This is a genomic window from Methylibium sp. Root1272, from assembly GCF_001425905.1.
GTDB lineage: Bacteria > Pseudomonadota > Gammaproteobacteria > Burkholderiales > Burkholderiaceae_C > Methylibium.
Window position 1 is genome coordinate 14,438 of the sequence record NZ_LMDY01000013.1, and the last position, 18,064, is coordinate 32,501.

An 18,064-nucleotide genomic window follows, 5' to 3' on the forward strand; every position below is an offset into this window, starting at 1 on the left:
GCGGCCCGCGAGTGCCTCAGGACAGCATCGACTCCGCCATCGCCTCGTCGGCCCGGGCCGGTACCGACCGGCGCGCCTCGATCTGCTCGGCCAGGTAGAGCGCGTCGCGCGCCACGCCGGAGAAGCGGCCCGAGCCCCAGGTGTGCAGCCAGGGCAGGCCGATGAAGTAGAGCCCCGGCAGCGCGGTCACGCCGCGCACGTGGCCGGGCTGCCCGCGGCCGTTGAACACCGGCGCGTCGAGCCAGCTGAAGTCGGGCGAGAAACCGATGCACCAGATGACGGCACCGATGCCGGACTCGCGCAGCGACAACCGCGTGCGCTCGGCCGCCGGCTCCCACACCGGCCGGTAGGCCGACGGCGGCGGCGCGTCGAGGCCGGCCTTCTCGATGTGCTTGTCGATCGCGGCGTTGATGCCGTTGTAGATGCGGTCGGCGTGGTCGAGGTTGGCGCGCAGGTCGGGGTTGAAGTGCAGCGTGTCGCCCTCCAGGCCGTTCAGCAGCCCGTATAGCTCCATGCCCTCGCTGGCGAACTTGCGCAGATCGATGTCGCGCCCGCCGTCGCGGCCGGTGACGTAGTGGTTGGTGTTGTCGCGCACGCCCTCGCGCAGCGGGTGCTCGTGCACCGGCATGTCGTAGTAGCCCATGTCGGCCAGCCAGTCCACCACGTCCTTGCCGCGGTAGAAGCGCGCGCAGCGCGGCGCGTCGCCGGTCGCCATCACCACCTCGCGACCGGCCAGGTGCAGGTCCTCGGCGATCTGCGCGCCCGACTGGCCGTTACCCACCACCAGCACCTTGCCGGGCGGCAGCGCCTGCGCATTGCGGTACTGCTCGGAGTGGATCTGCAGCAGCTCGCGCGGCAGCCGCTCGGCCAGCCGCGGGATGATGGGCTGGTGGTAGCCGCCCGAGGCCACCACCACCTGGTCGGCGCTGTAGTGGCCCTGCGAGGTGGCGATCTCGAAACCGCCGCCGGCGCGCGGCGCGGCGCGCTGCACCGTCAGGCCGCTGCGCACCGGCGCGTCCACATGCTTCACGAAGCCGTCGAGGTACTCGATGATCTCGTCCTTCTTCATGAAGCCGTGCGGGTCGCTGCCGGCGTACTCCCAGCCTGGCAGCTTGCACTGCCAGTTGGGCGTGACGAGGCAGAAGCTGTCCCAGCGCTGCGTGCGCCAGGCGTGCAGCGGCGAGCGCTTCTCGAGCACGACGTGGTCGATGCCGCGCTGCTTCAGGTAGTAGCTCAGCGACAGGCCGGCCTGGCCGCCGCCGACGATGGCGACGCTGTGGTGTTCTGCGGTGGGGTTCATGGCGTGGGTCCTTCTTGCTCGGGTCAGGCTTCGTCGAAGCGCAGCACTTCCACCTCGGCCTGCGCGTCGAAGCGTTCGGCGGTGGCCTCGATCTGCGCCAGCTGGTCCATCGCCATCGAACAGGCGTAGCCGAACTTGGCACGCACGCGCTCGGAGGCGATGTGCAGCGCCTCGCGGCTGCGGGCCAGGAACTCCGGCAGCGGGTAGGCACTGCCGGGCACGAGGTAGTCCTTGATCACCAGCGACGGCGAGTAGCAGCGCGTCTCGCTGCGGTCGGGCCAGCGCAGGTGGAAATGCATCGCGGGCATGGGGCAAATCTCCAGGAAACGTGAGGTCAGGAAACGACAGGGGCGGCGTCCATCGCGGCCGGTTCGGTGGGCACCGCCGCGGCGAGCGGCAAGCCGTGGCCGACCAGCGCCCGCATCGCGCGGTACAGCGCGACGTGGCGCGCGGCGCTGGCCGTCCAGCTGTAGCGCCGGCAGACCTCGGGCACGGCCCGGGCCAACGCCTCGGCGCGCCCCGGTTCGCAGGACCGCGCCATCGCGTCGGCGATCGACAGCGGGTTCAGCGGGTCGGCCCAGCAGGCCTCGCCGTGCTGCTCGTCGGCCGGCAGGTATTCGGTGAACGGCGCCTGGCGCGACACCACCACCGGCGTGCCGCAGGCCAGCGCCTCCAGCACCACCAGGCCGAAGCCTTCGCGCAGCGAGGCCATCACCAGCACGTCGGCGGCGCGGAACAGCGCCGGCATCTCGTCGTCGGCGACGGTGCCGGTGATCACCACGTCGGCCCCCGGCCCGACGCGCAGGCCGCTGGCGGCCAGCGCCTCGGTGAACTCTCGCGCGTAGCGGTCGTGGTCGAGCAGGCTGGCACCGCCGGCGATGACCAGCTGCGCCTGGGGTTGCCGCGCGCGCAGGGCCGCGAAGGCCTGCAGCACACGCACCGTGTTCTTGCGCTCTTCGATGCCGCCCACCGCCAGATAGACCGGCGCGCCGTGGGAGGCGCCGGCGCGCAGCCCGTAGCGGCGCCGGACGCGCGCATCGGCGGCGCCGGGCTGGCGGCCATAGCGCCGCAGGTCGACGCCGTTGTGCACCAGCGCCGCCGCGACGCCGTGCTCGCGCTGCAGGATGTCGCACCAGGTCTGGCTGACGCACAACACCTGGCGCGCCTGCAGGAAGGCACGCTGCTGCCAGGCCATCACGCGCGCGTCGTCGAAGTGGTCGAGGTGGTGCACGGTGCGCACGAAGCCGTCGATCAGCCCGCGTTCCTGCAGCGTCGCCAGTGCATTGCCGCCGATGCCGTCCTGCGCATGCAGCACGTCGTAGCCGCGCGACGTCACCCGCGGCGCGAGATGGTCGATGCAGGCGTCGCGGCGCGACGCGACCATGCTCGCCAGGTCGGCCGGCGCCGGCGCCACCGGCACCAGTTCGACCGCGCAGCGCGGCGTGCGGAACAGCGCCTGCCCGGGCAGCGCCGGCGCCATCACCGTCACCTCGTGGCCTGCCTCGTGCAAGGCATCGGCCAGTTCCAGCGTGTGGATGACGCCACCGCGCGGATGGACCGAATGGGTCAGCAGGCCGATGCGCAGGCGACGGTTAGACATGGGCCGGCTCCCGCGGCCCGACGGCCCGCGCGCCGATGAAGGGCTGCGCCGTCAGGTCCCACAGCAGCGTGCTCGCCTCGCCGTCGCGCAGATGCAACTGCGGGTTCGCCGTGACCTCGCCGACCGCGGCGCAGGCGATGCCCTGCGACTCGAAATGCCGCGCCACCGCGGCCGCCTGCGCCGGCCGCACGCTGAACACGAAGCCGAAGCTCGGAAAGGACTGCAGCCAGCGCAGCAGCGGCACGCCGGGCGGGCGCGGGATCGCCTGCACGTCGATCACGCCGCCGACCCGCGAGCACTCCAGCAGCATCAGCGCCGTGCCCACGGCGCCGGCCATGCTGATGTCCTTGGCCGCGTCGCACAGGCCGCTCTCGGCCAACGCCGGCAGCAGCTCGATGTCGGCGCGCAGCCGCTCGGCCGGCGCGCCGGTCGACGCGTCCCAGTAGGGGTTGGGCTCCTGGTAGGCGCCGCGCAGGTCGATCGCCATCACCAGGGTGTCGCCGGGGCGGGCGTTGAAGCTCGTCAGCAGCGTCTTCGCGCGGCCCAGGATCGCCACGGCGAGCTGCCCGCCGGCCGCCTGGTTGTTGCTGTGCCCGCCGACGATCGGCACGCCGTAGCGCTGCGACGCGGCCGCCAGGCCCTCGAGCACCTGCCGGCCCGGCGCCATGCCGCGGCTCCACAGCGCGTCGACCACGGCGATCGGACGCCCGCCCATCGCACAGATGTCGCTCACGTTCACCATCACGCCGCAGTAGCCGGCGAACCAGGGCATGCGCTGCACGAAGTCGTCGACGAAGCCCTCGATCGCGAACAGCAGGTAGCCACCGTCGCCATCGGGGATCGCCGCGCAGTCGTCGCCGACGCCGACCGCCTGGCCCAGCGCCGCGGTGCCGCCGGGCAGCGCGGCCGACAGCGCGGACACCACGTCGCTGATGTCGCGCTTGTGCGCGAAGCCGCGCCCGCGCAGCAGCGCCGAGGCGAGCCCGTCGAGCCCGTCCTGGCCCCGCATTCCGTCGTCCATGCCGGCGTCCTCGTCAGGCGCGGGCCCGGCTCTGCGCCACGTAGCCGGTCAGCGGATCGTGGCAGGGCGGGTACTGCGCCAGGTCGGCCTGCATCAGGCAGTGCGGGCGGCCGTGCAGCGCCTCGTCCTTCAGCCAATGCCAGTGCAGCTTCTCGAACAGCGCGCGGTTCTGCGCCTGCACGTGCGCCAGGAAAAGCCGCGCGCCACGCGCGTGCGCGCTGCTCACCGCCAGCCGGATCAGCGTCGCACCGAGCCGGCCGTGGCTGCGGAAGGCCGGGTGCACCGCGAGGCGCGAGCCCCACCACACGCCGTCGTCGCCCTCGTTCAGGCCGGGGTGGATGCGCACGGTGCCGACCACCTGGTCGCTCATGCCGCCCACGCAGGACAGCGCCACCAGCGGCTGCGCATGCGCATCGATCGCGTCGATGTCATCGCCGCCGCCGAACAGGCCCTGCTCGATGCAGAACACCAGGCGGCGCAGGCGCCGCGCCTCGTTGATCTCCCAGGCGCCGTCGGCCCACTTGACGCGGAACTCGCAGGGGGTGAAGGCCAGCGGCAGGTCGCACACCACGTCCAGGGTCAGCATGACCACCTCCACTCACAAGCCCATCGCGCAAGCACGCCGGCCCCCGCCGGCAGCCGCCGCGGGTCCGGCTCCGCCGGTCCGCCAGCGGCGCCCCCTGGGGGGAGCGGCGCAGCCGCAACGGGGGGGTTCATGATTCGTACACGGAGAGAGACGAGCACGCCCCGCACTTGCCGCAACCCGCCTTGATGTCGCTCGAGCGCAGGCGCCCGGCGCTGACCATCGCGCCCAGCGGCTCCAGCACCGACTTCATGAACTCGGGGCTCGGCGCCGGGTGGTCCTCGAGCGGCGTGCCGCTGATCGGCACGAAGGGCACGACGAAGGGGTAGACACCCAGCGCCACCAGCTTCTCGGCGATCGAGAGGATGGCCTCGCGCGTGTCGCCCAGGCCGGCCAGGATGTAGGTCGACACCTGGCCGCGGCCGAACACGCCGACCGCCGCCTCGAAGCTCTCCAGGTAGCGCTCGACCGGCACCGTGGCCTTGCCCGGCATGATGCGTTCGCGCAGCTCGGGCGTCACCACCTCGAGGTGCATGCCCAGCGTGTCGATGCCGGCGGCCTTCATGCGCACGAACCACTGGTCGGTGTCCGGCGGCTCGCACTGCGCCTGGATCGGCAGGTCGACCGCCGCACGGATCGCGAAAGCGCTGTCGCACAGCACCTGCGCGCCGCGGTCGGGCGTGGGCGGGGTGCCGGTGGTCATGACCATGTGCTTCACGCCGTCGAGCAGCACCGCGGCGCGCGCCACCTCGGCGAGCTGCTCGGGCGTCTTGTGCGCCACCGTGCGGCCGGCCGCGAGGCTCTGGCCGATCGCGCAGAACTTGCAGGTCTTGCGGCGGCTCTCGTAGCGGATGCAAGTCTGCAGCACCGTGGTGGCCAGCACGTCCGAGCCGTGCAACGTGGCGATGTGCGGATAGGGCACGCCGTCGAAGGTCTGCAGCGCATAGAAGCGCGGCGCCTTCGGGAAGGCGATGCGCGCGATCGGGATGCTGCCGCGCGTCAGCCGGCTCGTGCCACTGGCGTCGGGCGCCTCGGCGACGAACGGGGAAGCCCAGGCGCCCTGGGTGTGCACCGGCACCATGATCGTGTGGCCATCGACCATGACCGCCTTGTGGTCCGACGGCCCCGCGCCGCCGCGACGGCTGGCCACGCCGGCATTCGGCGAGCCCGGATCAGCCAGCCGCAACCCGAAGGACTGCAGCTCGGTCATCAACTGGCGGCTCTCCGGCGACAAGGTCGGTGCGGGGCCGAGGGTCGTGGTGCTCATGGGCGGAACTCCGGAGGGCCGCGGTAACGGCGGGAATAGCGGGGGTGGCCGGCATCGGCATCGAGGTCGTGGCCGGACGGTCGTTGATCAGCAGGCTCAGCAGCTCGGGGCGCGCGTAGTGGCCCACCGAATCCATCATGCGTTTGCGCTTGGCGATCAGCGCCATGTCGAGGTCGGCATAGACGAGGCCCTCGCCCTCGGTCAGCGGGGTGCACAGGTCCTTGCCCTCGGGCGAGACGATCGCGGTGTGGCAGCCGCCGCGCAGTGCCTTCTGCAGGCCCGGGTCGGGCGTGATGGACGCGATCTGCGCGTCGGTCAGCCAGCCGGTGGCGTTGACGACGAAGCAGCCCGACTCCAGCGCGTGGTGGCGGATCGTCACCGCCATCTGGTCGGCGAAGATCTGCCCGACCATCGAGCCGGGGAACTGGGCGCAGTGGATCTCCTCGTGCTGTGTCATCAGCGCGTAGCGCGCCAGCGGGTTGTAGTGCTCCCAGCAGGCCAGCGCACCGATGCGGCCGACCGCGCTGTCGACCACCTTCAGGCCGGCGCCGTCGCCCTGGCCCCAGACCATGCGCTCGTGGTAGGTCGGGGTGATCTTGCGGCGCTTCAGGATCAGCGCGCCGTCGGCATCGAACACCAGCTGGGTGTTGTAGAGGCTGCCGTGGTCGAGCTCGTTGACGCCGAGCACGACGACGATGCCGCGTGCGCGGGCCCGCTCGGCGACCGCCTGCGTGACCGGGCCGGGCACCACCACCGCGTGCTCCATCAGCCGCAGGTGCGGCGCACCCTGCAGCACCGGCGGCAGCACGAACGAGAAGTAGGGGTAGTAGGGGACGAAGGTCTCGGGGAACACCACCAGCTGCGCCCCCTGCGCGGCCGCCTCGTCGACGGCCGCGAGCACGCGCTCGAGCGTGCCCGCGGGCCGCTCGAGGTCGGGCGCGATCTGGACCGCGGCAGCGCGGACGGTGCGAGGGGAACTCATCTCAGGATCTCCATGACGGTTCGACGAGAAGCCGGGCGCAGGCCGAGGCACGGCCCATCGCGCAGACGCCGCGGGTCCGGCTCTGCCGGCCCGCCAGCGTCGTCCCCTCGAGGGGGAGCGGCGCGGCCGCAACGGGGGTGGTCAAAGTGTCCAGGTGTCCAGGATGAAGGCGTTGGACTTGCGGTGCAGCAGGATGATGTCCAGCACGTCCAGCGGGCTGATCGGGCGGATGCCTTCGATCAGCGCGCCTTCGCCATGGCCGTACAGCGCCTGCAGCGCGAAGCGGCAGGCGTAGACCTTGCCGCCCTCGCTCATGAACTTGGCGATCTGGTTGTTGAAGTTCTGGTGGCCGGGGAAGGCCTCGTCGCCGAGCGTCGGGAAGCCGCGCTTGACGCCCAGCGTGACGCCCGGGCCGTAGAGCAGCACCGAGGTCTCGAAGCCCTTGCGCTGCAGGCGCGTGGCCTGCAGCAGGTTGACGAAGCCGATCGACCCTTCGAAGGCGACGGTGTGGAAGGTGACGAGCGCCTTCTCGCCGGGCTCGGCCTTCACGTCCTCGAAGACCTTCTCTTCGTAATCGACGAGGAACTCGCCTTTCTCGTTGGCGGGGCGGGTGACTTTGGGCATGGCGTACTCCGTTGGCAGTTGACGGGGATCCGTGAGGAAGACGGAAGAGCGAGCGGTGCTGCGCGCCCCGCTCTCTTTGCACGCGGTGTGCCACGCCGACCGCGCGGCGCGGCGCGTTGATGCGATCAAGTTGCGATCAAAGCGCAGGCATGCGGCCGCCGTTGCCGGCAACTTTTTTGCGACCCCGCCCGACGGTGGCGATGCCCCTTATCTGCTCCAGGGCATGCGCACCGGCGTGAGGCGGCGCGATGCGATCAATGCCTCCGATCAACGGGGCTCGGCGCACCGCCGCTGGGCGCCATCGGCGGTGCCGTGCGCCCCGGTGATGGCATGAACGATGCAATCAATGGCGGCAAGGGACTGCCTGCCCGTCCCTCGATGTCCTCCGGGTCTCCCCCTCCCATTTTTCCTCCCCTCCCCGCCCATGGCCACCGCCAAACCCATGCAGCACTGGCTGCGCCGACTCGAGGGCAGCGACCGGCCCGCCTACCTGCTGATCGCCGACCTGATCGCCGAGGATTTGCGAACCGGCCGGCTCGGCGCGCAGGAGCGCCTGCCGACGCTGCGCCAGCTGGCCGACAGCCTGCGGCTCAACTACACGACGGTGGCGCGCGCCTACGGCGAGGCGCGCAAGCGCGGGCTGATCGACTCGCGCCCCGGCATGGGCACCTACGTGCGCGGCCGCAGCCCGGCCGTGCCGCTGCGCGGCGGCAGCGGCGCGGAGATGACGATGAACCTGCCGCCCGAACCGGAGGACACGGCGCTGGTCGAGCGCCTGCGCGAGAGCGCCCGCGACCTGATGGCCCGCACCGACCTGTACGCGCTGATGCGCTACCAGGACTTCGGCGGCGCGCCCGAGGACAAGGACGCCGCGGTCCAGTGGCTGCGCCACCGTCTGCCGGACTGCAGCGCCGAGCGCGTGCTGGTCTGCCCCGGCATCCACAGCGCGCTGGCCGCGCTGGTGTCGCAGCTGGCACGGCCCGGCGAGCTGGTGTGCGTGGAGTCGCTCACCTACCCGGGCATCAAGGCGATCGCCACCCAGCTCGGTGTGCAGCTGCACGCGCTGGCGCTCGACGACGAGGGTCCGAGCGCGGCCGATTTCGAACAGGCCTGCAAGACCCTCAAGCCCAAGGCGCTGTACTGCAACCCGACGCTGCTGAACCCGACCACGTTGACGACCTCGAAGCGACGGCGCGAGGCGCTGGCCGACATCGCGCTGCGCTACAGCGTGCCGATCATCGAGGACGACGCCTACTCGATGCTGCCGCGCGAGGTACCGCCGCCGCTGGCGCTGCTGGCGCCGGAGCTCACCTACTACGTCACCGGTTTCAGCAAGTGCCTCGGCGCGGGCCTGCGCACCGCCTACGTCAGCGCGCCCAGCGAGCGCCAGGCGCAGCGGCTGGCCGGCGCACTGCGGGCCACCACGGTGATGGCGTCGCCGGTGACCAATGCGCTGGCCACCCGCTGGGTCGTCGACGGCAGCGCGCAGGCGATGCTGCAGGCGATCCGCAACGAGTCGATCGCCAGGCAGGCGATGGCGGCCCGCCACCTGGCGCGCCACGCGGTGCAGGCGCAGCCGGAAGGCTTCCACCTCTGGCTGCCGCTGTCGTCGTCGTGGAGCACGGTGGAGTTCGCGTCCTACCTGCGCACCCAGGGCGTCGGCGTGGTGGCCAGCGCCGCGTTCTCGACCGACGGGGACCCGCCGGACGCGGTGCGCATCTGCCTCGGCGGCCCACTGACGCGCGACGACTGCGACGCCGCGCTGCGGCTGATCGCCGACACCCTGGACCATCCGCTGCATCCGCATGCCACCGTGATGTAGGACGGCAGAGCGGCGCCCGGGGCGCTCCGCGTGGCGCCGTCACAATGCGGCCATGCCCGAGCTCCTCCGCTACTGGCTCGACGTAGGCCGCCGCGCCGCCCATTACTGGCTGGACAGCCAGGCCTTCGTCTACGCCGCGGCGCTGGCCTTCTTCACGGTGTTCTCGATCGCGCCGGTCGTCATCGTCGCGATCACCGTCATCGGCCTGGTGCTGGGCGAGCAGGCGGCACAGGGGCAGCTGATGGCGCAGCTCGAGTCGGTGATCGGCGCGCAGGCCGCCGGCTTCGTGCAGACCGCCGTGGCCGGCGCCCGCTTCGAGCGCAACGGCCTGTGGCCCACGCTGCTGGGCTTCGGCCTGATCCTGCTGGGCGCCACCACGGTGTTCGCGCAGTTGCAGAAGTCGCTCAACGCGATCTGGTCGGTCGCGCCCAGCCCGACGCGCAACACGGTGCTGCTGCTGGTCAAGAGCCGCGTGCTGTCGCTCGCGGTGGTGCTGGCGATCGGCTTCGTGCTGCTGGTCTCGCTGCTGCTCAGCGTGGCGGTGCGTGCGGTGATGGTGTTCGCCGAGACCTGGCTGCCGGTGCCGGCGTGGTCGCTGGGCCTGCTCGACATCGCCCTGTCGCTCGGGGTGGTGACGCTGCTGTTCGCCGCGATGTTCCGCATCCTGCCCGACGTGGTGCTGGCCTGGCGCGACGTGTGGATGGGCGCCGCCGTCACCGCGGGGCTGTTCACGGTCGGGCGCACGCTGATCGCGCTCTACCTCACCCACACCGCCACCGGCTCGGCCTACGGCGCGGCCGGCTCGCTGGTGCTGCTGCTGGTGTGGGTCAACTACTCGTCGCTGATCCTGCTGTTCGGCGCCGCGTTCACCCGGGCCCACCTCGAAGCGCGGGGGCGCCCGATCCTGCCGCGTGCCACGGCGATGGCGGTGCAGCGCGAGCTGGTCGCGCGCCCGCCCGGCGCGTAAGCTGCTTGGTGTGCGCCACTCGAACAGGAGCGACACATGACACCGAACCCGACGACCCCCAAGCGGCCCGCACGCCGTCGCGGCCGCACCGATGTCGCACGGCGCGCGCTGCTGCTCGCGGCATGCGCCGCCGCGCTGGCCCTGCCGGCGATCGCGCGCGCGCAGGCGCAGCAGCCCGCCGCGCCGAAGGTCGACCTCGAGACAGCGCGCGCCGCCGCGGCCGCGGGCCAGGCCTTGCTGATCGACATCCGCGAGCCCGACGAGCACGCGGCGACCGGCGTCGCGCCGGGCGCGCTGCGCCTGCCGCTGAGCCAGATCAAGGAGCGCCAGTCGGAGATCCCGCGCGACCCGGCCCGGCCGGTGCTGCTGATCTGCCGCACGCAGAACCGCTCCAGCAAGCTGGCCACGATGCTGCAGGCGCAGGGCTATACCAACGTGCGCTATGTGGACGGCGGCATGAAGGAGTGGACCGAGCGCCACTTCCCGACCGAGATGCCGCCCCGCTGAACGCGGGGCGTCCGCAGGCGACGCCGGTTCGTCAGAGACCCAGCTCGCTCAGCCCCGCGTGATCGTCGGGGCGCCGCCCGAGCGGCCACTTGAAGAGGCGCTGGCCCTCGGCGATCGGCAGGTCGTTGATGCTCGCGTAGCGGCGCGCCATCAGACCCTGCGGCGTGAACTCCCAGTTCTCGTTGCCGTAGCTGCGGAACCACTGGCCCGAGTCGTCGCGCCACTCGTAGGCGAAGCGCACCGCGATGCGCGGGCCGTCGCACGCCCATAGCTCCTTGATCAGCCGGTAGTCCAGCTCCCGGGCCCACTTTCGCTGCAGGAAGGCGCGCACCTGTTCGCGGCCGAACGGGAACTCGCTGCGGTTGCGCCAGCGCGTGTCCTCGGTGTAGACGCGCACCACGACATCGGGGTCGCGGGTGTTCCAGGCGTCCTCGGCCATGCGCACCTTCTGGCGTGCGGTCTCCACCGTGAACGGGGGGACGGGCGGGCGGGTCTCTGAAGTCATGAAGCAGATCCTGCCGTCAGTAGGTTTTATAGGGCAGGAACTTGCCGCTCATCGTGATGCTGACCCGGTCGCCGGCGGGGTGGGGCTCGCGCTGCAGGTCCATCTTGAAGTCGATCGCGCTCATGATGCCGTCGCCGAACTCCTCGTGGATCAGCTCCTTGAAGGTCGTGCCGTACACATTGACGAGTTCGTAGAAGCGGTAGATCAGCGGATCGCTCGGCACAGTGGTCGGCAGCGAGCCCTTGTAGGGCACCACCATCAGCCACTTCTGCTCGGCGTCGCTGAGGCCGAAGATCTCGCCGACGATGCCGGCCTGCTCCTTCGTCAGCGTCATCTGGCCGAGGCAGGCGGCCGTCGTCCATTCCTTGCTGAGGCCGACCTTGGCGGCGATATCGGACCACTTCAGGCCCTTGGCCACCTTGGTGGCGACGATCTTTTCGGTGACTTCGAGACGGCTCATGGCGTGCTCCGGTGGGGTGGGACAGAGGGAGGGGTGATCGAGGGCGTGCGTGGACGAGTGGATGACATCGCTCACACCACTCGCTGCAGCGGCACTCGGTTCGGCGAGGCCACGCCGGTGACCAGCGCGGCGGGTTCGGTATCGGCCTCCGGCGAGGCATCGACGCCCGGATGCACCTCGGGCGGAAACGCCGGCGCACGACCGTGCGCCAGGTCCTTCGAGCGCGCGACGAGGAAGTCGACCAGGTGGTTGCGGATACGGTAGTACTGCGGGTCGTGGTGCAACGTGGCGCGCTGGCGGTCGCGCGGCATGGTGTTGCGCACGATCTCCGCCACGCGCGCCTGCGGGCCGTTGCTCATCAGCAGGATCCTGTCGGCCAGCAGGATGGCCTCGTCGACGTCGTGCGTGATCATGAAGACGGTCTGGTGCGTCTCGGCGCAGATCTTCAGCAGTTCGTCCTGGATGCTGCCGCGCGTCAGCGCGTCGAGCGCACCGAAGGGTTCGTCGAGCAGCAGCATCTTGGGCTCGATCGCGAAGGCGCGCGCGATGCCCACGCGCTGCTTCATGCCGCCCGACAGCGCCGCCGGCTTCTTGTCGATGGCGTGCCCCAGGCCGACCATCGTCACGTACTTCTCGACCTGTGCGTCGACCTGGGGTGCGGTCCAGTCGGGCCACTTGCTGCGCACCGCGAAGGCAATGTTGCGGCGCACGCTGAGCCAGGGCATCAGCGCATGGCCCTGGAACACCACGCCACGCTCCAGGCTCGGTCCGGCGACCTCGCGGCCGTCCATGAACACATGGCCGGCGCTGGCCTGCTCCAGGCCTGCGAGCACGTTGAGGATGGTGGTCTTGCCGCAGCCGCTGTGGCCGATGATGCAGACGAACTCACCCTTCGCAATGCCGAAATTCACGCCGTCGAACACCGGTTCGGTGGACCCGGGGTAGGTCTTGGCCAGGCCCTCGATCTTGAGGAAGGGGGTGGGTGAGTTCATGGGCATGGGCCGGTCTTGCGCATCTGGCTTGCTTGCACCGAGCACGCAAGGGTGAGGCTGAGGCCGCGGTCGCTTCGCTGGGGTACCAGAGGCGCGCCCGCGGCCTCAGCCTCACCCTTGCCAGACGCACCGTGCGTTGCAGTGGTCGAATCCCTCGGCTGCATCCAGGCCCGAGGGCGGTGGCCTGCGCGGGCGCCTCTGCGCCGGCGAGCAGCGCAGTGCAGCGAGGGGCAGTCCGCCGCCGGGCGGCGGACCGGCGAGAAGGCTCTATGCCGTGCCGCGTCCAGCGGCGCGGCGGAGTCATCGCAGCCGCCCTCGCGGAGCGAGCAGCGCAGCGAACCTTCGCCGGCAGGCGAAGGCGGCGCAGTGAAGCTCGCGCAGGCCACCGCCCTCGGGCCGCACGCCGAAGCGGCCCGCGAACAACGAAGGAGGTCAATCCACATACGTCACCGCCTTCTGCGCCCGCGCGAACAGCAGATCCAGCAGCATGCCGACCACGCCGATCACCAGGATCGCGAAGATCACGTTGGTGAGCGACAGATTGTTCCACTCGTTCCACACGAAGTAGCCGATGCCGGTGCCGCCCACCAGCATCTCGGCGGCCACGATCACCAGCCAGGCGATGCCCATGCTGATGCGCATGCCCGTCAGGATGGTGGGCGCCGCGGCCGGGAGGATCACCTCGAAGGCCTTGCGCAGCGGGCTCACCTCCAGCGTCTTGGCCACGTTGAGCCATTCGCGCCGTACGCCGGCCACGCCGAAGGCGGTGTTGATCAGCATCGGCCAGACCGAGCAGATGAAGATCACGAAGATGCCGCTGATCGACGAGTCCTTGATCGTGTAGAGCGCCAGCGGCATCCAGGCCAGCGGCGAGATCGGCTTGAGCACCTGGATGAAGGGATCGAGCGCGCGATAGACCAGCGGGCTCATGCCGATCAGGAAGCCCAGCGGGATCGCGACCAGCGCCGCCAGCGCGAAGCCCAGCCCCACGCGACCCAGCGAATAGGCGAGCTGCAGGCCGATGCCCTTGTCGTTCGGGCCGTTGTCATAGAACGGATGCGACAGGTGCTCGACCACCTTGCTGCCCAGCTGGGCCGGCGTCGGGAAACCCGAGCGACCGGCGGTCGAGCCGGCCTTGGCGCCCGGGTCCTTGCCCAGCAGGCGGGCGTACTCGATCTGCTCGGCCGTCATCGCTGCGGCCGGCGCCTTGCTGCCCGCCGCCGGCCGCGTGGCGAGCTGCCACACGATCAGCAGCAGCGCGAGGATCAGCGCGGACAGCAGGCCGGCGCGCAGGTTGAGCGAACGAGCTCCGTTCATGGCCGTCCGGTCCGCTCAGGTGCGCTTGATCGCGAAGCTGCCGATGTAGGGCTCGGGCTGCTCGGGGTCGAACACCTTGCCCATGATGGTGAACTTCGGGTACGCGCCGTCGGGCACCTTCTGGTCGAGCTGCTTCATCGTCTTCCTGGCGTCGGTCAGCAGGAACACCTTCTCGGCGATCTGCCTGTAGTTCACGTCGCCCTTCACGTAACCCCAGCGCTTCATCTGCGTGAGCATCCACACCGCCATGCTCTGCCAGGGGATGGGGTCGAAGTCGGCGCGGTCGGGCACGTTCCTCACGTTGCCCAGGCCGTCGGCGAACTTGCCGGTCAGCACTTGCGTCACCACCGTCTCGGGCTGGTTCAGGTAGGCCTGCGGAGAGATCACCTTGGCGATCAGCTCGCGGTTCTCGGGCTTGCGCGCCATCGCCGCGGCGGTGAGCACCGCGCGGTACAGCGCCGCGAAGGTGTTGGGGTTCTGCTGGATGAACTCGGTGCTGGTGCCGAAGGCGCAGCAGGGGTGGCCGTTCCACAGCTCCTTGGTCAGCAGGTGCAGGAAGCCCACCTCCTCGAACACCGCACGCTGGTTGAAGGGGTCCGGGCCGAGGTAGCCGTCGATGTTGCCGGCGCGCAGGTTGGCCACCATCTCCGGCGGCGGCACCACGCGGATCTGGATGTCGCGGTCCGGGTCCAGCCCGGCCTCTGCCACGTAGTAGCGCAGCAGGAAGTTGTGCATCGAGTACTCGAACGGCACCGCGAACTTGAAGCCCTTCCACTGCTTCGGGTCGCGCTTGTCCTTGTGCTTGTTCGCCAGCGTGATGGCCTGGCCGTTGGTGTTCTGGATCGTCGCCACGTTCATCGGCGTGGCGTTGGAGCCCACGCCCATGCTGATGGCCAGCGGCATCGGGCTCAGGAAGTGCGTGGCGTCGTACTCCTTGTTGAGCATCTTGTCGCGGATCAGCGCCCAGCCGGCCGTCTTGACCACCTGCACGTTGAGGCCCTGCTTCGAATAGAAGCCCAGCGGGTGGGCCATGATCAGCGGTGTGGCGCAGGTGATCGGGATGAAGCCGATCTTCAGGTCCTTCTTCTCCGGCGCGCCGGCCGCCTGGGCCAGGGCCTGCAGCGGCGCGATCGGCAGCACGCTGGCGATCGCCGCCATGGCCGTACCCTTGCCCACGGCGCGCAGGAAGCGGCGCCGCACCGCGTCCTGCGGGAACAGCGCCTTCACCAGCGTGGCCTCGACGAAGGCATTCGAGTAGGCCTCGAATTCGGCCGTCTCGCTGCGACGGCGCAGCTCGGCGCCGGCATCCTCGGCCGCGTGCTCGGCGGCAGATCCGTGGCGGCCGCAACTGCACCGCATCAGCAGCGGCCGGTCGGCGTCGTACGGGTCGATATCGCGCGCGTCACTCATCAGGGCACCCCTTGCGTTGTGGCTCGGAACCGATGCTAGGGACGCCGCGCGCCGCGCGCGATCGTGCGCGGCGGGGATGTTTTGTAGGGGTGGCACTACACGGCAGGTCCCGCCACGGCGGACGCCGCAGCGGGCCTACTGCAGGCGCAACTCCAGGTAGGCCTGCTCGCGGAACACGGTCAGCGTCGTGCCGCTGACCGAGCGCCAGGCCAGCAGTGCCCGCGCCAGGTCACCGCTGTGCCCGATGGGTCGGCCGTTCATGCCAACGATGATGTCGCCCACCTGCAGGCCGATGCGCTCGGCCAGCGAGTCCAGGCCCACCACGCCGACGCGCGCGCCGGACGCATAGGCCCGGCGCGCGTCCAGCGCGACGAAGGGCGCCACGTCGTCGAACTCGGCGCCCAGCCGCGGCCGGGCGACCCGGCCCTGGTCGCGCAGCTCGCCGACGATCTGCATCACGATCTCGATCGGGATCGACAGGCTCACGCCGCCGGAGCCCTCGGAGCCGACGACGGTGCGGGTGTTCATGCCGACGATCGCGCCGCTGCTGTCGAGCAGCGGCCCGCCCGAGTTGCCCGGGTTGAGGGCGAGATCGCTCTGGATGAACAGCAGCTCCTGGTCCTCTGCGAAATGACGGTCGGTCCCGCCGACGATGCCGGCCACCACCGAGCGGTTCAGGCCATAGGGTTCGCCCACCGCGAGCACCCAGTCGCCCGGCCGCAGCGCCGCCGAACGGCCGTGCGGCGGCGGCTCCGGCAGCACGAGCGGCACGCGCAGCAGCGCGATGTCGGCCATCTCGTCCTCGCCCACCAGCGTGGCGGCGACGATGCGCCGGTCGGGCAGCCTGACCGCGATGCGCTCGCTGCCGGCCACCGCATGCGAGGCGGTGACGATCAGGCCCTCGGCGCCGGAGATGACGAACCCGGCCCCGATGCGATCGGCCACGCGCTCCGCGCCGACGCGGCGCCATGCCTCGGGCGTCTGCAGTTCGGCGGCCGAGTAGGCCAGGCCGACACCGAACACGCCCACCGCCGCTGACAGGCCTTGCCGCAGGGCCGGCGCAAAGCTCGCCGGCGCCAGGCGCGGCGGCTCCGTTGCGGGCGGCTTCAGGCTGGCACAGGCCGTCAACCCGACCGCGCAGGCCGCCGCGATCCCCGCCGCCCTGACGGGGCACCACCGGCTCGCCGCGCCAGTCACCGGGCGCGCGACCGTGGATCGCCGCCGCTCATGAACAGACCGCGCGCCCGGCATGCTGCGCATGCTCGTGCTCGCAATCCTCACAGCGGCCGGCCTGTGGCCGCTCGATCAGGCGCGCCGGCTCGATGGGCGCGCCGCATTCGACGCAATGGCCGTAGCGCCCGGTCTCGAACCGGGCGAGCGCCGCGCGCACCTCGCCGAGCACGACCGCATCGGGCCGCGGCGCGGCGGGCTCGGCGGCCGCCGCACCATCGCACAGGCGGGTGGTGATCGTCTCGGCCATGTCGACCAGACGGCGCTCCAGGTCGATCAGGCGGTGCCGCAGCAGGCTGCGTGTCGGTTCCCGGAGCCCGGCGGGGCCGACGCCGCGAGGCGCGCCGGAGCCAACCGTCCGAAGAGTCGTCAGCATCGGGCTCATGGTGTGTGCCTCCGAGAGCTTGCGCGCGCCCCGTGCGCGGCGTTCGGGCCACTCTAGCCAGCGCACCCGCACCACGGCTTGCGCTGGGTCAAGCACGCCGACGGGAGGCCGACGCGCTCTAGGGCCTGCGCAGCTCGGGCGCGAGCCCTCCGGTAGCGTTAACAGGCCCTAAGCCTCTCCGCTTGATCCTGGACAAGGCCGGGCGCTGGCGCGACTCCTAGACTGGAACGAACGCAGGGCTTCCGACCGAGGCACCCTCTCATGTTCAAGCACCTTCTGGTTCCCGTCGACGGCAGCGCGCTGTCCGACCGCGCGATGCAGGCGAGCATCGACTTCGCCCGCCAGCTCGGTGCGTCGATCACGGCCTTCATCGCCGAGCCGCCCGCACCGCCGGTGGGCTCGACCCACAGTGCGGCCCGCTACCTGCGCGAACTGGAGTCGCATGCCCAGGTCGCGGCCGAGCATGCGCGCGGCGTGCTGTCGGCGTTCGAGCGGCGCGCCAGCGACGCCGGCATCCCGTTCGAAGGCTTCTTCGCGCAGGCCCACGAGATCGACGCCGCCATCGCGGATGCCGCCCGCCAGCGCGGCTGCGACCTGATCGTGATGGTGACGCACGGACGCGGCCTGTTCGGCGAGTGGCTGTTCGGCTCGCAGACCCGGGGCGTCATGGTGCGCAGCAAGCTGCCGCTGCTGATGCTTCATTGAAACCCGAGGACCCTCCGCATGAACACCCGACCCTGCGCGGACCTCCGCGACGACCTGCTGGCCCGCGAGGCCCGGCTGCGTGACGAAGTACGGGCTCACCGCGCCCGACTGCTCGAGCCCGCCGCGGCCACCGGCAACACCTTCGTCGCCGGCAACGAAGGTGCGGCGGCCGACGCCGACGACGAGCTCGAGATCACGCTGATCAGCCACTGGCAGCGCGAACTCGACGAGGTGAGCGCCGCGCTGCAGCGGCTGAACACCGGCACCTACGGTCACTGCGAAGGCTGCGGCGAACCGATCGGTCTGCCGCGGCTGCGCGCGCTGCCCGAGGCCCGCCACTGCCTGGCCTGCCAGGAGCGGACCGACCGGGCGACCCATCGCAGCTGA

General features: G+C 71.1%; 21 protein-coding genes. 6 read left to right on the plus strand and 15 right to left on the minus strand.

What is annotated here, in order from left to right; all coding sequences use genetic code 11:
- Positions 1-16: 16 nt before the first annotated feature.
- The 8 genes from ASC67_RS09055 to ASC67_RS09090 all read right to left on the minus strand — a co-directional run bounded on the left by ASC67_RS09055 (position 17) and on the right by ASC67_RS09090 (position 7,377).
- On the minus strand, positions 17-1,300 hold the full coding sequence (locus ASC67_RS09055) for an MSMEG_0569 family flavin-dependent oxidoreductase (RefSeq protein ID WP_056318350.1): 1,284 nt from the start codon (positions 1,298-1,300) through the stop codon (positions 17-19).
- Between the two features lie 23 nt (positions 1,301-1,323).
- On the minus strand, positions 1,324-1,608 hold the full coding sequence (locus ASC67_RS09060; protein ID WP_056318353.1) for an MSMEG_0570 family nitrogen starvation response protein: 285 nt from the start codon (positions 1,606-1,608) through the stop codon (positions 1,324-1,326).
- Positions 1,609-1,634: 26 nt separating this feature from the next.
- Positions 1,635-2,900 (minus strand): MSMEG_0565 family glycosyltransferase, encoded by a 1,266-nt coding sequence (locus ASC67_RS09065; protein ID WP_056318356.1) that lies wholly within the window; start codon positions 2,898-2,900, stop codon positions 1,635-1,637.
- Positions 2,893-3,921, minus strand: a complete 1,029-nt coding sequence (locus ASC67_RS09070; protein ID WP_082535918.1) for a sll0787 family AIR synthase-like protein — start codon at positions 3,919-3,921, stop codon at positions 2,893-2,895. Before ASC67_RS09070 ends, ASC67_RS09065 begins: the two co-directional genes overlap by 8 nt.
- A 13-nt stretch (positions 3,922-3,934) precedes the next feature.
- On the minus strand, positions 3,935-4,507 hold the full coding sequence (locus tag ASC67_RS09075; RefSeq protein ID WP_056318360.1) for an MSMEG_0567/Sll0786 family nitrogen starvation N-acetyltransferase: 573 nt from the start codon (positions 4,505-4,507) through the stop codon (positions 3,935-3,937).
- A gap of 127 nt (positions 4,508-4,634) precedes the next feature.
- Complete coding sequence (locus ASC67_RS09080) at positions 4,635-5,714, minus strand: MSMEG_0568 family radical SAM protein (RefSeq protein ID WP_056318364.1); 1,080 nt, start codon at positions 5,712-5,714, stop codon at positions 4,635-4,637.
- Positions 5,677-6,753 (minus strand): Nit6803 family nitrilase, encoded by a 1,077-nt coding sequence (locus tag ASC67_RS09085; RefSeq protein WP_056318369.1) that lies wholly within the window; start codon positions 6,751-6,753, stop codon positions 5,677-5,679. The genes ASC67_RS09080 and ASC67_RS09085 overlap by 38 nt, the downstream gene beginning before the upstream one ends.
- Positions 6,754-6,894: 141 nt before the next feature.
- Positions 6,895-7,377, minus strand: coding sequence for an MSMEG_0572/Sll0783 family nitrogen starvation response protein (locus ASC67_RS09090; protein ID WP_056318373.1), 483 nt, complete (start codon positions 7,375-7,377; stop codon positions 6,895-6,897).
- Positions 7,378-7,408: 31 nt separating this feature from the next.
- Here ASC67_RS09090 and ASC67_RS20560 point away from each other — a divergent pair, with 31 nt between their 5' ends.
- The 4 genes from ASC67_RS20560 to ASC67_RS09105 all read left to right on the plus strand — a co-directional run bounded on the left by ASC67_RS20560 (position 7,409) and on the right by ASC67_RS09105 (position 10,673).
- Positions 7,409-7,711, plus strand: coding sequence for a hypothetical protein (locus tag ASC67_RS20560; RefSeq protein WP_235566279.1), 303 nt, complete (start codon positions 7,409-7,411; stop codon positions 7,709-7,711).
- Positions 7,712-7,801: 90 nt separating this feature from the next.
- The gene (locus tag ASC67_RS09095; RefSeq protein ID WP_056318375.1) at positions 7,802-9,199 is read left to right on the plus strand and encodes a PLP-dependent aminotransferase family protein; all 1,398 of its coding nucleotides are present in this window, start codon (positions 7,802-7,804) and stop codon (positions 9,197-9,199) included.
- Positions 9,200-9,251: 52 nt separating this feature from the next.
- On the plus strand, positions 9,252-10,166 hold the full coding sequence (locus ASC67_RS09100) for a YihY/virulence factor BrkB family protein (protein WP_056318377.1): 915 nt from the start codon (positions 9,252-9,254) through the stop codon (positions 10,164-10,166).
- A gap of 36 nt (positions 10,167-10,202) precedes the next feature.
- Positions 10,203-10,673 carry a rhodanese-like domain-containing protein gene (locus tag ASC67_RS09105; RefSeq protein ID WP_082535919.1) on the plus strand — a complete coding sequence of 157 codons (471 nt, stop codon included), beginning with the start codon at positions 10,203-10,205 and terminating at the stop codon, positions 10,671-10,673.
- Positions 10,674-10,704: 31 nt separating this feature from the next.
- Here the strand turns inward: ASC67_RS09105 and ASC67_RS09110 are convergent, their stop codons facing one another.
- From ASC67_RS09110 to ASC67_RS09140, 7 genes are all read right to left on the minus strand, one after another.
- Positions 10,705-11,178 carry a nuclear transport factor 2 family protein gene (locus ASC67_RS09110; protein WP_056318381.1) on the minus strand — a complete coding sequence of 158 codons (474 nt, stop codon included), beginning with the start codon at positions 11,176-11,178 and terminating at the stop codon, positions 10,705-10,707.
- A gap of 16 nt (positions 11,179-11,194) precedes the next feature.
- Positions 11,195-11,638 carry a cyanase gene (gene cynS, locus ASC67_RS09115; protein WP_056318384.1) on the minus strand — a complete coding sequence of 148 codons (444 nt, stop codon included), beginning with the start codon at positions 11,636-11,638 and terminating at the stop codon, positions 11,195-11,197.
- Between the two features lie 71 nt (positions 11,639-11,709).
- Positions 11,710-12,636 carry an ABC transporter ATP-binding protein gene (locus ASC67_RS09120; protein ID WP_056318387.1) on the minus strand — a complete coding sequence of 309 codons (927 nt, stop codon included), beginning with the start codon at positions 12,634-12,636 and terminating at the stop codon, positions 11,710-11,712.
- A 426-nt stretch (positions 12,637-13,062) separates the two neighbouring features.
- Entirely contained in the window at positions 13,063-13,947 is an 885-nt protein-coding gene (ntrB, locus tag ASC67_RS09125) for a nitrate ABC transporter permease (protein WP_056318390.1), read from the minus strand.
- Positions 13,948-13,962: 15 nt separating this feature from the next.
- On the minus strand, positions 13,963-15,357 hold the full coding sequence (locus tag ASC67_RS09130) for a CmpA/NrtA family ABC transporter substrate-binding protein (protein WP_056318394.1): 1,395 nt from the start codon (positions 15,355-15,357) through the stop codon (positions 13,963-13,965).
- Positions 15,358-15,492: 135 nt separating this feature from the next.
- Positions 15,493-16,485 carry a S1C family serine protease gene (locus ASC67_RS09135; RefSeq protein ID WP_056318397.1) on the minus strand — a complete coding sequence of 331 codons (993 nt, stop codon included), beginning with the start codon at positions 16,483-16,485 and terminating at the stop codon, positions 15,493-15,495.
- A gap of 97 nt (positions 16,486-16,582) precedes the next feature.
- Positions 16,583-16,972, minus strand: a complete 390-nt coding sequence (locus ASC67_RS09140; RefSeq protein ID WP_056318399.1) for a TraR/DksA C4-type zinc finger protein — start codon at positions 16,970-16,972, stop codon at positions 16,583-16,585.
- Between the two features lie 261 nt (positions 16,973-17,233).
- Here ASC67_RS09140 and ASC67_RS09145 point away from each other — a divergent pair, with 261 nt between their 5' ends.
- Both ASC67_RS09145 and ASC67_RS09150 read left to right on the plus strand, forming a co-directional pair.
- Positions 17,234-17,677 (plus strand): universal stress protein, encoded by a 444-nt coding sequence (locus ASC67_RS09145; protein WP_056318402.1) that lies wholly within the window; start codon positions 17,234-17,236, stop codon positions 17,675-17,677.
- 18 nt (positions 17,678-17,695) lie between these two features.
- Entirely contained in the window at positions 17,696-18,064 is a 369-nt protein-coding gene (locus ASC67_RS09150) for a TraR/DksA family transcriptional regulator (protein WP_056318406.1), read from the plus strand.

Bases quoted from the DNA above. Each gene is read 5' to 3' on its own strand.
- ASC67_RS09070 (WP_082535918.1), bottom strand. From the start codon at position 3,921: ATGGACGACGGAATGCGGGGCCAGGACGGGCTCGACGGGCTCGCCTCG.
- ASC67_RS09105 (WP_082535919.1), top strand. From the start codon at position 10,203: ATGACACCGAACCCGACGACCCCCAAGCGGCCCGCACGCCGTCGCGGC.
- ASC67_RS09095 (WP_056318375.1), top strand. From the start codon at position 7,802: ATGGCCACCGCCAAACCCATGCAGCACTGGCTGCGCCGACTCGAGGGC.
- ASC67_RS09090 (WP_056318373.1), bottom strand. From the start codon at position 7,377: ATGCCCAAAGTCACCCGCCCCGCCAACGAGAAAGGCGAGTTCCTCGTC.
- ASC67_RS09080 (WP_056318364.1), bottom strand. From the start codon at position 5,714: ATGACCGAGCTGCAGTCCTTCGGGTTGCGGCTGGCTGATCCGGGCTCG.
- ASC67_RS09150 (WP_056318406.1), top strand. From the start codon at position 17,696: ATGAACACCCGACCCTGCGCGGACCTCCGCGACGACCTGCTGGCCCGC.
- ASC67_RS09060 (WP_056318353.1), bottom strand. From the start codon at position 1,608: ATGCCCGCGATGCATTTCCACCTGCGCTGGCCCGACCGCAGCGAGACG.
- ASC67_RS09110 (WP_056318381.1), bottom strand. From the start codon at position 11,178: ATGACTTCAGAGACCCGCCCGCCCGTCCCCCCGTTCACGGTGGAGACC.
- ASC67_RS09145 (WP_056318402.1), top strand. From the start codon at position 17,234: ATGTTCAAGCACCTTCTGGTTCCCGTCGACGGCAGCGCGCTGTCCGAC.
- ASC67_RS09075 (WP_056318360.1), bottom strand. From the start codon at position 4,507: ATGCTGACCCTGGACGTGGTGTGCGACCTGCCGCTGGCCTTCACCCCC.
- ASC67_RS09140 (WP_056318399.1), bottom strand. From the start codon at position 16,972: ATGAGCCCGATGCTGACGACTCTTCGGACGGTTGGCTCCGGCGCGCCT.
- cynS (WP_056318384.1), bottom strand. From the start codon at position 11,638: ATGAGCCGTCTCGAAGTCACCGAAAAGATCGTCGCCACCAAGGTGGCC.
- ASC67_RS09100 (WP_056318377.1), top strand. From the start codon at position 9,252: ATGCCCGAGCTCCTCCGCTACTGGCTCGACGTAGGCCGCCGCGCCGCC.
- ASC67_RS09065 (WP_056318356.1), bottom strand. From the start codon at position 2,900: ATGTCTAACCGTCGCCTGCGCATCGGCCTGCTGACCCATTCGGTCCAT.
- ASC67_RS09055 (WP_056318350.1), bottom strand. From the start codon at position 1,300: ATGAACCCCACCGCAGAACACCACAGCGTCGCCATCGTCGGCGGCGGC.
- ntrB (WP_056318390.1), bottom strand. From the start codon at position 13,947: ATGAACGGAGCTCGTTCGCTCAACCTGCGCGCCGGCCTGCTGTCCGCG.
- ASC67_RS09130 (WP_056318394.1), bottom strand. From the start codon at position 15,357: ATGAGTGACGCGCGCGATATCGACCCGTACGACGCCGACCGGCCGCTG.
- ASC67_RS09085 (WP_056318369.1), bottom strand. From the start codon at position 6,753: ATGAGTTCCCCTCGCACCGTCCGCGCTGCCGCGGTCCAGATCGCGCCC.
- ASC67_RS09120 (WP_056318387.1), bottom strand. From the start codon at position 12,636: ATGCCCATGAACTCACCCACCCCCTTCCTCAAGATCGAGGGCCTGGCC.